Raw genomic sequence first — 13583 nt, 5'->3', positions numbered from 1 at the left:
CACGCCTCGGTGCCGGGCATCGCCGTGTCGGCGGCCGCTCGAAGTCGATTCTTCCTGGTGCTGCGCCCTTCCGAGGGCGCGGGCGCTACTCGCCCGCGCGGCGGCGTTCGCCCTCGGTCTTGCGCAGGAAATCTTCGACGACGGAGGGGATCTCGGCGTGGCCGGTCTCGATGCCGAACGGTTCCTCCATCCGCAGGAACCGGGAAACACTGGACATCGGCATCACCAGGGTGATCGGCGTCCAGTCACCGGGCTCGTGCCCGGTCAGGGCGCGGCTGACGATTTCCCGCGGCTCCGCGAGAAGGGCGGGAGCCTCGCGACCCTCGCCCTCCGCGTGCCCGATCAGCCGACGGGTGCGGCGACGCTGTCGCTGGGAGTGCTGCCGGTGGTGCCCGAATGGGTAGGGAGGAAATCCCGGCCCCGGATGAGCAGGACCGCACAGACCGCACCGAGTACCGCGACCGCGCCGCTCACCACGAACAGAGTGTCGAGTGCCTCGGCGAATGCCGCGTGGATCGCCCGCCCGGCCGCCGCGCGATCCGCGCCGGGCAGCGACAGCAGTGCGGCCTGTGCCCGGCCGTCGTGGACCGCGTCGGCCAATTGCCCGGCGCGGTCGGCGAAGCCGGGCCGATCGGCGAGATGGCCGGCGAGGCCGTTCCGCAGGCGGGCGGTGAACAGGCTGCCGTAGACCGCGATTCCCACCGCGATCCCGACCTGACGGCAGGTGTTGTTGAAGCCGGAGGCCATACCGGAGTGCTGGACGGGCACCACGCCCACGGCCGTGGAGGCCAGCGGCGGGTTGACCAGGCCGCTCCCGATACCGCACAGGATCAGTCCGGGGATCAGCCGTGTCCACGCCGAGTCGGCGTCCAGGCCACCCATCGCCATCAGTCCGACGCCGACCAGCAGCAGTCCGGGGCCGATCAGCCCACGCACCGGCACCCGTCCCGACAGACGGCCGGAGACAGTGGCCACGACCATGGTGAACCCCGACACCAGCAGCAACCGCACGCCGGTTTCCAGAGCCGAGAACCCCTGGTCCTCCTGGAGATACAGGACCAGGTAGAGCAACATGGCGAACAACGACCCGTTCATGGTGAAGGCGGCGATCGATCCGCCGAGGAACGTCGGCGTGCGGAGCAGCGAGAGATCGAACATCGGCTCCGCCGTTCGTTTCTCGATCAGGACGAAGGCGATCGCCAGCACCGCTGCCAGTCCGAGCGAACCCAGTACCACCGGGTCGCCCCAGCGGCGTTCCCCAGCCGTGATGACCCCGTAGACCAGTGCCAGCAGGCCGCAGGTGAAGGTGACCAGGCCCGCCCGATCGAGCCGGCGGGCATGCGGGGCCCGGGACTCGTCCACCCGGTACCGGGTGGCCAGCAGGGCGAGCAGTCCGATGGGCAGGTTGACCAGGAAGATTCCGCGCCAGCCGATCGAGGTGGCGATCAGTCCGCCGAGGATCGGGCCGAGCGCGGTGGACACACCGGTGATGGCGCCCCATGCGCCGAATGCCGTCCCCCGGTCCCGCCCGTGGTACGTGGCGGCCAGCAGCGCAAGCGAGGTGGCGAACAGCATGGCACCACCTACACCCTGTAGCGCGCGGGAGACGATCAGCATCAGCGGGCCGGTGGCGAGTCCGCACAGCAGCGAGCCGGCGGTGAACACCACCAGTCCGGCGCCGAAGACGCGTCGGCGCCCGAAGCGGTCGGCGAGCGAACCCGAGGTGAGCAGGAGTGCGGCCAGCGCCAGGGCGTACGCGTCGGTGACCCACTGCAGGTCCGAGAAGCTCGCCGAGAGCGATTGCTGGATATCGGGGAGCGCGACGACCACGATCGTGACGTCGAGCAGCAACATGAACGTGGCCGCGCAGACGACGACCAGCGTCCACCATTTTCTGTTCACGGGAACTCCGGGCCTTTCTATCCGATGTCGCGGGCCACCCTCCCGGTCGCGCCGCATCGTCTTCGAAGTGTGCGACCGGACTTGCGACGAAGTCTCCCGCGGAGCGCCCGTATGTAGAATTCCGCCGGTGTCGCAGAGTCCAGTGGGGAAATCCGCTGTCATGGACCGGCTGGACGAGCAGATCGCTCGATCCGTGCAGTTGTCACCCCGTCTCCCGTTCCGGGCGATGGCCGAGGTCCTGGGGGTGGCCGAACAGACCGTGGCGCGCCGGTATCGCCGGTTGCGGCGGGAAGGGCTGATCCGGGTCACGCTCAGCCTCGATCCGCGAGCGCTCGGGGTCACCGTGTGGTCGATCCGGGTCCGCTGCCGCCCCGAGCACGCCGACGCGCTCGCCGAAGTGCTGGCGCGCCGTGACGATGTGTCCTGGGTGTCCATCCATTCCGGCGGCTGGGAGATCGACTTCAACCTGCGTGCGGTGCGTGAAGCCGATACCGAGGATCTGCTGACCCGGATGCTGCCGAAGGTGGCACCGGTCTCGAGTGTGGCGCCGTACGCGATCCTGCACACATTCGTCGGCGGCGCGTCCACCGACTGGCAGGGCTGGCGGGACGCGCTGACCCGCGAGCAGGGGTGGACGCCCTACGCGCCCACGCCGGCGATTCCGTCGTCGCGGGTGGCGAGACGGCGGCGCTCAGGCCCGCGGACCGGCCGTTGCTCGAGGCCCTGTCCCGGGACGGCCGTACGTCGTACGCGACACTGGCCCGCGCCACGGGCAGTACCGCGGGCCGGGTCACCCGGCGGGTCGAGGCCCTGGTGCGCTCGGGGCTCGCCTACTTCGACGTCGATATCGCACCGGCGGCCACCGGGCACTACCACTGGACCACGCTGTGGATGACCGTCGAGCCCCGGTACCTGCAGGAAGTGGGTCATATCCTGGCCGGGCATCCGGATGTACCGTTCGCCGCCGCGGTCACCGGCCCGGCCAATCTCACGGCCAACCTCACGACAGTGAGTCTGGACGCGGTGTACCGGTTCGTCACCACCACGCTGGCGCAGGCGCCCGGTATCACCGGATACGAACTCGTGCCGCTCACCCGCCGTACCAAGTACGCGGGGGCGCAGATCGTCGGCGACCGGCTGGCGCCCCCTCCGCCACCACACGGCGCCGCCGATGACGGCGGGGCCACGCCCGGTGGGCGGACCGCACGAGATCAGCGCGCTGCGGCCGGCGCCCCGAGCCGGGCGCTGCCGAGCGCGTCGGTGAGAAGAGGGATCTGCGCCGGATCGCCCGAACAGGGGAGCAGGATCAGATCGTCGGCGCCGGCCTCGGCGATCCGGTCCACTTCGTCGCACAGATGCGCCACCTCGGTGAGCAGGTCGGGTCGCACCTGCTCGAACATCTCCGGGCCGTAATAGTTCCGCGCGTAGGACTCCGCCGCGGCGGAGGCGTCCGCTCCGAGGTGGAAATAGCGGACGACCAGCACCCGGGGCCGGCCGGGCCGCGCGAGCCGTGCCCACTCGGTGCCGACGATATCGAGACCGGTCCGCAGCAGATCGACACTGAACGCCGGGGCGACCCAGCCGTCGGCGAGTGTGGCGGCGCGCACGATCCCGGCGGGCACCATCCCGGCGAGCAGGACCTGGGGGCGGCCCGGCGCCAGCGCCGGAACCGGCCCGGCCGCGCCGGCGAGTTCGCCCCGCCAAGCACGGCGCATCTGTGCCAGCGCGCTTTCGAACCGGACGCCCCGGGTCGTCATGGCCATCTCGCTGACCGCGTAGTCGTCCGGCCACGCGCCCATCCCCAGGCCCGCGGTGAACCGGCCGCCGCCGAGCCGATCGAGGGAAGCGATCTGCCCGGCCACCACGAACGGGTTACCGCGGTAGCCGATGTTCAGTACGGTGCTCACCAGCTCGGCGGTGGTGGTGTGCGCGGCGGCGACCGCCAGTGTCACCAGGGGGTCGAGGCTGTCGTAAACGAGCCGATCGGTGGCTCCGAGTGTGGCGAACCCCGCGCGTTCACCTTCCGCGGCCCAGGCCCCGATCGCTTCCGGGGTCGCTCCGGGTACCGCTGAGGGCAGGCCGATTCCGATACGCACCGTTGTCTCCTCCGAAGATCCACACGCTCGTAAAAACCCGTCTTGCAAGCGATCTCGGGCCGCACCGGGTGGCCCACGCTAGCACGCGGCCGGGCCGGCGTCCGGACTGTGAAACCGGGCGGACCGGACCTGTCCGGGTCTGAAGGTGCCGGTCGCGCGAGACTGCCCGGTCAGGGCGCCGGACACCGCCCGTTCACCGGGGTGGACAGCCATCCGTTACGATCATCAATGCCTCTCGGTCCAGCAACCGGCCGCTGAGTCTGCGGGCGTGCGCTGTGTCGCCGTCGTTTCCTGTGTGATCGGAGGCTGGGTGTCGATGCCTGCTGGCGAATTCGGCGGTGACCTTGCGCGGTGAGATTGCCCGGGCGGATCTCGGTCCGGCCGACGATGCGGGCTGGTTCGAGCGCGAACCCTTCGTGCTGTTGGTGGAGGACGATCCCGGGGACGCGCTGCTGGTCGAGGAACTGGTAGCCGACGCCGAACGCGGGATGCGCCTGGTATGGGTGCGCACCCTGGCCGAGGCGGCGGCGCGGCTCAGTGTCGAGGTACCCGACTGCGTCCTGCTCGACCTGCGGCTGCCCGACGCCCAGGGACTCGAAGCGGTGGCCCGGATCCGCGCGCACAACGACCGTGTCGCTGTGGTGGTGATGACCGGGCTCGACGAGGAGAGCACCGGGCTGGCGGCCCTCGCCTCCGGTGCGCAGGACTACCTGGTCAAGGGCCGGGTCGAGCCGGAACTGTTCGCTCGCGCGGTCCGCTATGCCATCCAGCGTAAACAGGCCGAACGCACCAGCGCGGCCCTGCAGGCCAGCCAGATGCGGGCCCAGGAGAACGCGCGCCTCGAACGGGGCCTGCTGCCGACGCCGCTGCTGCGTGCCGACCGGGCGGTGGACGTGGTGGCGCGGTATCGGCCGGGCCGGGCCCATTCGTTGCTCGGCGGCGATTTCTACGATGTCGTCCAGGACCCCGGCGGCATCGTGCACGTCATCATCGGCGACGTCTCCGGACACGGGCCCGACGCCGCCGCGACCGGTGTGGCGCTGCGCCTGGCGTGGCGCACCCTGGTCCTGTCTGGCGTGACCGGTTCCCGGCAATTACGGTTGCTGGAACAGGTACTGCTGGCCGAGCGGACCGACCGTCAGACCTTCGCCACCGCGACCAGCCTGATGCTCGACCCATCCACCCGTCGGGTCCTGGTGCGGCGTGCCGGGCATCCGGGCATGCTGCATCACAGCGACGAGGGATTGTGCTGGCTCGAGGTGCCCGGTGGCGCGGCGCTCGGCTTCATGCCCGGCCGGGCCGAATGGCCGGCCACGGAGATCGAGTTGGCCGCGGGAGCCGGTCTCATGCTCTTCACCGACGGATTGTTCGAGGGCCGGGTGGGACGTGCCGGTGACCGGCTCGGGGAAACCGGCCTGTTGGAGGTCGCCCGGACGGTCCGCCTGGGCCGTCCCGAGGCGTTCGTCGACGAGCTGATCGCGCGGGTGGAGGAACTGGCGGGGGCGGCGGGCGGCCTCGACGACGATCTGGCCATCATCCATGTGTGCTGGAACGACGAGCGGAAGGAGCAGATCCGGTGACGAACGCCGACTCCCGGGTGGTGGGCCGGCTGACCGCACAGGCATGGTTTCAACTGGTTCTCGCGTTGATGATCCTGGTGGTGCTGATCGGTGCGGTGGCGGGCGCCCAGGTGATCTCCAATACGAACAAGGTCACCGACCGGCTGGCGCGGCAGACACTGCCCGCCTCCGCCGAGGCGTATCGGCTGCAGAGTGCGCTGATCAACCAGGAAACCGGTCTGCGCGGGTATGCGATCGCCGCCGATCCCCAATTCCTCGAGCCCTATACCGAGGGTTCGCGGGAGCAGGACCGCGCTGCGGCGCGGCTGCGGGAACTGCTGGCCGACCGGCCCGAACTGCTCGGTGATCTCGACGTGATCGAACGCGGCGCGCAGCAGTGGCGCACCGAGTACGCCGGTCCGCTCGCGGCCACGGCGTCGCCCGAGCAGGCCCGGGCGCTGGCCGCGACGACCGCGGTACGCGCCAAGGGCGTCTTCGATCGGTTGCGTACGGCGTTCACGGTGCAGAACGACGGGCTGGCCGCCGCGGTCGCCGCGGACAATTGGGCGCTGGAGCACGCGCGCACCGTTCGCGATGTGGTGCTGACCGGTATGGTGGTCGTCTTCCTGCTCACCGGAATCGTGCTGACCGTGCTGTTGCGCAGACTGGTGGTGCGCCCGCTCGCCGGACTCGCCGAGGCATCACTGCGGGTGGCCGACGGCGAGTTCGACCATCACATCGACAGTCGCGGCCCGGCCGATATCGTCCAGGTCGCCGCCGCCGTGGAGGATATGCGCACCCGGATCGTGGCCGAACTGGGTTCCACACGGTCCCAGAGCACCCTGCTGCGGCAGCAGAAGGCGGAGCTGGATCTGCAGGCCGACGAACTGCGCCGGTCCAACGCCGAACTCGAGCAGTTCGCCTATGTCGCCTCGCACGATCTGCAGGAGCCGCTACGCAAGGTCGCCTCGTTCTGTCAGCTGCTGGAGAAACGCTACGGCTCCCAGCTCGACGAGCGCGGAAAGCAGTACATCGACTTCGCCGTCGACGGCGCCAAACGGATGCAGGTGCTCATCAACGATCTGCTCACCTTCTCCCGGGTGGGCCGGGTCAGTGAGGGGGCGCAGCCGGTGCCGCTCGGCGAACCGCTGGACAAAGCGCTCACCAACCTGTCGGGCGCGCTCGAGGAAGCAGGCGGCGTGGTCGAGCGGCCGGACGAACTCCCCGAGATCATGGGCGAGCCGACCCTGCTGACCATGCTGTGGCAGAATCTCATCAGCAACGCGGTCAAATTCCGGCGGCCCGACCACGCGCCGGTCGTCCGCATCGACACCGGGCCCTACGCGGGCGATCCCGCCCTGCGGCTGTTCTCGGTCACCGACAACGGGATCGGCGTCCCGCCCGAATTCGCGGAGAAGGTCTTCGTCATCTTCCAGCGATTGCATGCCCGCGACGAATACAGCGGCACCGGGATCGGCCTGGCGGTCTGCAAGAAGATCGTCGAATTCCACGGGGGAACCATCTGGCTCGACACCGAGAACGCGGTGGGGACCCGGATCTGCTTCACCCTCCGCATCGTCGAGGCCGAGACCGGCGCCGCGGATCCGGCAGCACCCGCTGCCGCCACGGAACCCGCACCCGAAGGAGAAACCGTATGACCGTACCCGGCCAGCCCATCGATATCCTCCTCGTGGAGGACGATCCGGGCGATGAGTTGATGACCCGGGAAGCCTTCGAGGACAACAAGATCGGGAACACGTTGCACGTGGCTCACGACGGCCAGGAGGCGCTGGATTTCCTGTACCGCGCCGACCCCTATGCCGACGCCCCCCGACCCGATCTCATCCTCCTCGATCTGAATCTGCCGAAATACGACGGTCGCCAGGTGCTGGAGAAGATCAAGGCCGATCCCGACCTGGCGCATATCCCGGTCGTCGTCCTGACCACCTCCGCTGCCGAGGAGGACATCCTGCGCAGCTACAAGCTGCACGCCAACGCCTATGTCACCAAACCGGTCGATCTCGACCAGTTCGTGGCGGCGATCAAACAGATCGACGACTTCTTCGTCCAGGTGGTCCGGCTGCCCCGCGCCCGGTAGCCGCGGGGCGCCGGCCCCGGCTCAGGGGGCCGCGGGATTCGCGCCCGCGGCGAGCGCGTCCGCCAGCGATTCGTGCACCGACAGCAGCTTGTCGAGCCCGGTGAGCTCGACGGGACGGCGGACGGCGTCGGACACCACCACGCGCAACCCGGCCCCCGGCTCGGCGGCCTCGGAGATCACCAGTAGCACGCTCAACCCGGCCGACCCGAGGAAGCCGACCTCGGACATGTCCACGACCAAGGGGTCCCCGCCGCGCTGCGCGTCTTCGAGAGCGGCCTGCAACTGGGGCGCCGAAGCCATATCGACCTCACCCTGCACCGTGACGACCGCGGTCCCGTTCTCGGCCCGCACCGCTACATCGAGCAGGCGGGGCGCGCTGTCGCCGCTCATCGCTGCTCCTCCGGCTCGCAATTCGTCACTTCTCACCTCTGCAGTATCGAGGCCCCGCCGCGCGGAACGCGGCCGGGGCCGGCACAGATCTTCGCAGAGAAATCTACCCGATCGCGAAATCGTAGTCACCGCCGCCGATCGGGCCGCCGGATACGTAATCCACGCCACGTTTGAGCAGGACCAGGGGCGGGCCACCGGGAGTGATCCACGACGCACCCGGCCGCCGGGACGAGGCCGGCGATCATGCCGGGTTCGGCTCGAATGCACCGGGAAAGAATGGGTATGGCTAGCTATGAGCACATGGTCCGACAGGACAGCAAGCCGAACGCCACGGACCCGGTACCGCCTACGCCGTCCGTCCGGCGAGACCTACAGGAGGCGATCAGGTGACGACGACCCGCCCACCCGGGCTGGACAGTCCGCCGACCCGATGGGAGTTGCGGTTTCCGGCGAGAGCCGACCGGCTGGCGGAGGTCAGGCACCGGACACAGCAGTGGCTGGCGCACTGCCCGCTCGGCGAAGACCAGGCCTATGACGTGCTGCTCGCCGTAGGGGAGGCCTGTGCGAACGCGATCGAGCACGGCCACCGTGGCGACGGCGGCACCATCAGCTTGCGCCTCGCGCACGAGGCCGGCGGCCTGCGCATCACGGTGGCCGATCACGGCCGCTGGAAGCGCCCCGACCCCCGCCCCGACCGGGTCCGCGGGCGCGGGATGGCCATCATCCGCGCGCTGGTGCCCGAGGTGGAGGTCATCGTCTCCGCCGGCGGTACGACCGTCGACATGCGGCTCCCGCTGCCCCGGTGAATCCGCCCGATCGGGCCGGGCCCGCCTGCCTCAGTCGAGGCGGTAGAAGCGCCAGAAACCGAACCCCTCGATCGGCAGTACCCGCACCGCGGTGAAGCCCGCGGCGCGCGCGTATTCACGCAGAATCCGCTCTCGCAGGACGGTCCCGGTGCCGGCGCTGGGTGGATTCGACATCCCGTCCGGTAGACAGACGAAGAGGCTGAACCCGTACATGAGCCGCTCGAGTTCGTCGCCGCCGGGCGCGAACTCCGCGGCCACCGCCTCGTCCATCACCACCAGCGGGGCGCCGGGCCGCAGCGCGCGCCGGACGGCCGTCAGCACCTCCACCGGGCGGCCGTCAGCACCTCCACCGGGCGGCCGTCAGCACCTCCACCGGGCGGGGCATATCGTGCACGCATTCGAAGGCGAACGCGATGTCGAAGCCGCTCTCGGGTAGCTGTGCCGCGTCGGCGATCGTCGACCACCCGGCACCGCAGCCGATATCGAGAATGCGGGCGCCGGGTGCCCGCATCAGCGTATCCACGGCGGGCACCGCCGCCAGCGCCTCGGCGAGGCGATGCTCGTACCAGGGCCGGTTACCGTCGGCCTGGGCCTCGCGCGCGTCGTCGCCGAGTGCGTCCCAGCTCACTCCGCCGCCGGTGCGGTAGGCGTAGTGGACCACCAGCAGTCCGGTCACCGCCTGCTGTTCCAGCCATTCCCGCGCGTAACGGGGGTGGGTGGCGGTGCGCGCGGCCAGTTGCCCGGCCGTCGCCGGTCCCTCGTCCGCCGGACTGCGGTACCAGCCGAGCCGGTCGCCGACGAATATCGAAAGCAGGTCGACGGTGCCGAGTACAGCATGGAGCACCCGGTCGGCCACCGCCGCGGCAGCGTCCTCGTCCATACGGCTACTATCCTCTGCCGGCTCGGGGCGGGGGCGGGAACCGCGCGCCCCGGCTCCCCGCGTGTTCGCGCCGGTTCGCAGCGGGCCGTCCCGGCGTCCACCACGCCGGCCGAGGAGGTGGACGGGCAGGGGCCCTCCGCCGCGCTCTGCGATCATGGCTCCATGGCGAGCGCTGTCTATCTGATCACCGGTATCCAGGCCGCGGGGAAGTCCACGGTCGCCCAGGCACTCGCCGAACGGCTGCCGCGGTCGGCGCACGTCCACGGCGGCGCGTTCCGCCGGTTCGTGGTCAACGGCCGGGCGGAGATGACGGCCGATCCCACCTCGGACGCGCTGGACCAGTTGCGGTTACGTCATCGCTTGGCGGCGGCCGCCGCCGACGGGTACGCCCGCGCCGGGTTCACCGCGATCCTGCAGGACGTGGTGCTCGGTGAATTCCTGCCGTGGACGATCGAACAGATCCGGACCGATCCGCTCCGTGTCGTCGTCCTGGCGCCGCGTCCCGAGGCGGTGGCCGCGCGGGAAGCCGGCCGGGACAAGAACGCCTACGGGGCGTTCACCGTCTCCGCGCTCGACGCCGTGCTGCGCGACACGACACCGCGGGTGGGGACGTGGCTGGATACCTCGGATCTCACCGTCGACGAGACCGTGGACGCGATCCTGGCCGGCGCGCGACCGGTCCGGCGCTGAGCGACCGCTTCGCGCTCCGGTTCCGCCCGGCGGTCAGCGGCGCAGCACCTTGCGGGCGGTCCAGTTGCCGAGGAACTGGATGCCCTGCACTCCCGCGATGATGAGCAGCGTCGCCACCAGGGTGACCTCCCAGTCGAACCGCTGGTACCCGTACACCAGGGCGAAATCGCCGAGTCCGCCACCACCGACGGTGCCGGCCATGGCGGACATGTCCACAATGGCGATGACGACGAAGGTGTAGCCGAGGATCAGCGGGCCCAGGGCTTCGGGAATCAGCAGGGTCAGGATGATCCGTAGCGGCCCCGCGCCCATCGCCCGGGCCGCCTCGATCACCCCGGGATCCACGGTGACCAGGTTCTGTTCGACGATGCGGGCGATCCCGAAGGAGGCGGCCACGATCATCACGAAGGCCGCCGCATCGGTGCCGATGGTGGTACCCACGACCTCGAGAGTGAGGGGGCCCAATGCGGCCAGCAGGATGATGAAAGGAATCGGCCGCACGATATTGACCAGCACATTGAGCACCCAGTTGATCGGGCTGTTGGACAGCAGCCCGCCCTTGCGGGTGGTGTAGAGCGCGGTGCCCAGGAAGAGCCCGATGACGCCGCCCACCACGAAGGTGAGCAGGACGAGATAGATGGTGGTGCCGACAGCCTCGGTGAGGATCGGCCGGAGTTTGTCCCAATCGGCGTCCATATCGATCCTCGCTACCGCTGGTCGAGTCGGGCGATCACCTTGTCGACGGCATCGTCCGGCCCGTCGAGTGCGAGGGTGATACTGCCGAAGGTTTTGTCCTGGAGTGTGCTCACGCCGCCGTACACCACCTCGAAGCCCACGCCGGACTGCACGGCCGTGGTGAGTGCGGGCCCGATCCCGCGTGCGTCGTCGATATCGACAGTGACCAGGCGGCCCTGGTGCAGTTGGCCGAGGCGGCGCAGTTCGTCGGGGGCGGGGCGGTTGTGCAGCACCGTGTCGACGAAGGAGCGGGTGGGTGCCGATTGCGGGGCGGCGAATACGTCGAAGGTGTCGGCCAGTTCCACGATCCGGCCCTCGGCCAGCACCGCGACCCGATCGGCGACCGCGCGGATGACATCCATCTCGTGCGTGATCACCACGATGGTCACCCCGAGCTCGGTGTTTATCTTGCGCAGCAGGCGCAGCACCTCACCGGTGGTTTCCGGGTCCAGCGCCGAGGTGGCCTCGTCCGCCAGCAGCAGCGACGGCGAGGTGGCCAGCGCGCGAGCGATGCCCACGCGCTGCTTCTGCCCGCCGGAGAGCTGGTCGGGGTAACTCCTGGCTTTGTCGGACAGTCCGACGAAGTCGAGCAGTTCGGCCAGGCGCGCTTTGCGTTTCGCGCGCGGCCAGCCCGCGACCTTCAGCGGGTATTCGATGTTCCCGGCCGCGGTCCGGGAGCGAAAGAGATTGAACTGCTGGAAAACCATGCCGATATCGCGGCGGATCTGCCGCACCCGTGCCTCCGGCACCCCGGTGATCGGGGTGCCGGAGATCTCGATCGTGCCGCCGGTGGGTTTCTCCAGGGCGTTGATGAGCCGCACGAGGGTGCTCTTACCGGCCCCGGAGTAGCCGATCACCCCGAAGATCTCGCCCTTCTCGATCCGCAGATCGATATCGGACAGCGCTGTATCCGCGCGCTTCCCGGTGCCGAAAACCTTGGTCACGGATCGGAATTCGACCGCCGGTACCGTCGGCTCCGGACCGGTCGCCTCGCTCACTTGCCGTCGCGGATCGTCTGCTGGACCCGCTGCAGGATGGGCTCGAGCTCGGTCCCGCCGCGCCGGACCTCCACCGAGGTGCCCTTGGACGATTCGGCCAGCGCCTGCTGCACGTCGGGATCGTGCCAGATCTCGACGAGCCGCTGGTAGGTCGGATCCGCTTTGTCCTCCGCACGGGTGACGAAGGTGTTGATGTACGGTTCGGCGCCCGGGCTGGAGGGATCGTCCTTGAACAGGGCCGAGAGTGGATCGACACCGGCCCGCTCCAGGTAGGTGTTGTTGATGACGGAGCCGTCCACCGAGGCCAGCGACAGCGCGGTCTGCGCCGCGTCGACGGGGGTCACCTTCACCTTGGACGCGCCCCGGTCGATATCGGCGGGGGAGGGGGCCAGGGTGTCCGAGGACAGTTTCACCAGGCCCGCGGCCTCCAGGACGAACAGGGCGCGCGCCTGGTTGGAGGGGTCGTTGGGGATGGCGATCTCGCCGCCGGCGGGGATATCGGCGACCGACTCGTGCTTCTTCGAGTACAGCCCCAGCGGGACGATCTGGGTGGCGCCGATCGGCGTCAGGTCCGCGTTGTTGGCGACATTGTATTCACCGAGGAATTGCAGGTGCTGGAAGAGATTGACATCGATCTGCCCCTGCGTGAGGGCGATATTGGGCTGTGAGTAGTCGGAGTAGTTCGTGATCTGCAGGGTGATGCCCGCGTCCTGGGCCTTCTGCTCGAATACGTCCCACGCCTGATCGCTCTCGGTGGTGCCGATCCGTACCACGTCCGAGTCGGCGTCACTGCCGCCGCAGCCGGTGAGGGCGAGTGCCGCGGCGACGGCCAACGCCGGTATCGCCAATACCCGTGGTAATTTCAACGCCTGCTCCCGAATACTCGTGGCCGTGTGGACTCGACCATCCAAGCGATGGGTACACGGGCCCGGCAACGGTTGGGATTGGGCTGAACGAAATCCTGGCCGGAGCGGTAGGGACCGCCTAGTTTGCGCACGATGCGAGGTCTGCGTCGTTTCGCCGTTGTCCCGGTCTTGCTCGCGCTGGCCGCGCTCCTGCCCGCCTGTGGTGCGGACCGCCTTCGTCGACGATACGTTCGCCTCGCCGGCCGGGCTCACCGCCGACGACGTCCTCTACACCGACGATCCGCGGCGTCCGGAGCTGACCCAGTACATCAATGTCTTCGCCGCCCGCGCCGAGGACAAGGACGATCCGACTCTGCTGGCGCTGGCCGAGCTATACCACGATCCCGCCGTCGAGGCTGCCATCCGGGCCGAATCCGGCTACGACGGCATCTTCGAGAACAATGATCCGGCCGAACTACGGGCTACGCTCGCCGAACTGGAGGCCACGTTCCGGGGCCGCTCCGGACCGCCGTGAGTGCGCCCGGCGGAGCGAGTCCGCCCCGTCAGTTCACCGGTGTGCGCAC

General features: G+C 69.6%; 13 protein-coding genes and 3 pseudogenes. 8 read left to right on the top strand and 8 right to left on the bottom strand.

Annotated elements, in window-relative coordinates:
• Positions 1-85: 85 nt before the first annotated feature.
• On the bottom strand, positions 86-217 hold the full coding sequence (locus ABZV91_RS03390; RefSeq protein ID WP_355234703.1) for a hypothetical protein: 132 nt from the start codon (positions 215-217) through the stop codon (positions 86-88).
• A gap of 125 nt (positions 218-342) precedes the next feature.
• Complete coding sequence (locus ABZV91_RS03385; protein WP_355234700.1) at positions 343-1902, bottom strand: MFS transporter; 1560 nt, start codon at positions 1900-1902, stop codon at positions 343-345.
• Here ABZV91_RS03385 and ABZV91_RS03380 point away from each other — a divergent pair.
• Together ABZV91_RS03380 and ABZV91_RS03375 are read left to right on the top strand one after the other, a co-directional pair.
• Positions 1853-2146 (top strand): annotated as a pseudogene (locus ABZV91_RS03380) (hypothetical protein); the annotation flags it as partial. The gene ABZV91_RS03385 and the pseudogene ABZV91_RS03380 sit on opposite strands and share 50 nt — an antisense overlap.
• Positions 2147-2532: 386 nt before the next feature.
• Positions 2533-2922, top strand: a pseudogene (locus ABZV91_RS03375) (AsnC family transcriptional regulator); the annotation flags it as partial.
• Between the two features lie 191 nt (positions 2923-3113).
• Here ABZV91_RS03375 and ABZV91_RS03370 read toward each other — a convergent pair.
• On the bottom strand, positions 3114-3998 hold the full coding sequence (locus ABZV91_RS03370) for an LLM class flavin-dependent oxidoreductase (RefSeq protein ID WP_355234697.1): 885 nt from the start codon (positions 3996-3998) through the stop codon (positions 3114-3116).
• Positions 3999-4354: 356 nt separating this feature from the next.
• Here ABZV91_RS03370 and ABZV91_RS03365 point away from each other — a divergent pair, with 356 nt between their 5' ends.
• The 3 genes from ABZV91_RS03365 to ABZV91_RS03355 are packed head-to-tail and all read left to right on the top strand — an operon-like array spanning position 4355 to position 7655.
• Positions 4355-5578: a fused response regulator/phosphatase gene (locus ABZV91_RS03365; protein ID WP_355234914.1), complete on the top strand. Its 1224-nt coding sequence runs from the start codon at positions 4355-4357 to the stop codon at positions 5576-5578.
• Positions 5575-7215, top strand: a complete 1641-nt coding sequence (locus ABZV91_RS03360) for a CHASE3 domain-containing protein (protein ID WP_355234694.1) — start codon at positions 5575-5577, stop codon at positions 7213-7215. The genes ABZV91_RS03365 and ABZV91_RS03360 overlap by 4 nt, the downstream gene beginning before the upstream one ends.
• Positions 7212-7655 (top strand): response regulator, encoded by a 444-nt coding sequence (locus ABZV91_RS03355; protein WP_062996897.1) that lies wholly within the window; start codon positions 7212-7214, stop codon positions 7653-7655. The genes ABZV91_RS03360 and ABZV91_RS03355 overlap by 4 nt, the downstream gene beginning before the upstream one ends.
• A 21-nt stretch (positions 7656-7676) precedes the next feature.
• Here ABZV91_RS03355 and ABZV91_RS03350 read toward each other — a convergent pair whose 3' ends face one another.
• Complete coding sequence (locus ABZV91_RS03350; protein ID WP_355234691.1) at positions 7677-8045, bottom strand: STAS domain-containing protein; 369 nt, start codon at positions 8043-8045, stop codon at positions 7677-7679.
• Between the two features lie 386 nt (positions 8046-8431).
• On the opposite strand from ABZV91_RS03350, the gene ABZV91_RS03345 reads away from it, so the two are divergent.
• Positions 8432-8851, top strand: a complete 420-nt coding sequence (locus ABZV91_RS03345; protein WP_355234688.1) for an ATP-binding protein — start codon at positions 8432-8434, stop codon at positions 8849-8851.
• Between the two features lie 30 nt (positions 8852-8881).
• On the opposite strand, the pseudogene ABZV91_RS03340 reads toward ABZV91_RS03345, so the two are convergent.
• Positions 8882-9731: pseudogene (locus ABZV91_RS03340) on the bottom strand (class I SAM-dependent methyltransferase).
• 162 nt (positions 9732-9893) lie between these two features.
• Between ABZV91_RS03340 and ABZV91_RS03335 the strand changes: the two are divergent.
• The gene (locus tag ABZV91_RS03335) at positions 9894-10421 is read left to right on the top strand and encodes a phosphotransferase (RefSeq protein WP_355234685.1); all 528 of its coding nucleotides are present in this window, start codon (positions 9894-9896) and stop codon (positions 10419-10421) included.
• A 33-nt stretch (positions 10422-10454) separates the two neighbouring features.
• Here the strand turns inward: ABZV91_RS03335 and ABZV91_RS03330 are convergent, their stop codons facing one another.
• The 3 genes from ABZV91_RS03330 to ABZV91_RS03320 are packed head-to-tail and all read right to left on the bottom strand — an operon-like array spanning position 10455 to position 12987.
• The gene (locus ABZV91_RS03330; RefSeq protein ID WP_355234682.1) at positions 10455-11117 is read right to left on the bottom strand and encodes a methionine ABC transporter permease; all 663 of its coding nucleotides are present in this window, start codon (positions 11115-11117) and stop codon (positions 10455-10457) included.
• Positions 11118-11128: 11 nt separating this feature from the next.
• Positions 11129-12154, bottom strand: coding sequence for a methionine ABC transporter ATP-binding protein (locus tag ABZV91_RS03325; RefSeq protein WP_355234679.1), 1026 nt, complete (start codon positions 12152-12154; stop codon positions 11129-11131).
• Positions 12151-12987, bottom strand: a complete 837-nt coding sequence (locus ABZV91_RS03320) for a MetQ/NlpA family ABC transporter substrate-binding protein (RefSeq protein WP_355234676.1) — start codon at positions 12985-12987, stop codon at positions 12151-12153. Before ABZV91_RS03320 ends, ABZV91_RS03325 begins: the two co-directional genes overlap by 4 nt.
• Between ABZV91_RS03320 and ABZV91_RS03315 the strand changes: the two genes are divergently transcribed.
• Positions 12908-13534, top strand: a complete 627-nt coding sequence (locus ABZV91_RS03315) for a MetQ/NlpA family ABC transporter substrate-binding protein (RefSeq protein ID WP_355234673.1) — start codon at positions 12908-12910, stop codon at positions 13532-13534. The genes ABZV91_RS03320 and ABZV91_RS03315 overlap by 80 nt on opposite strands.
• The last annotated feature ends 49 nt before the right edge of the window (positions 13535-13583 follow it).

Origin of the sequence: Nocardia sp. NPDC004568 (assembly GCF_040609955.1) — a bacterium.
GTDB lineage: Bacteria > Actinomycetota > Actinomycetes > Mycobacteriales > Mycobacteriaceae > Nocardia.
Note: the sequence above shows the minus strand (reverse complement) of the source record. Positions and strands in the feature narration are given on the sequence as shown.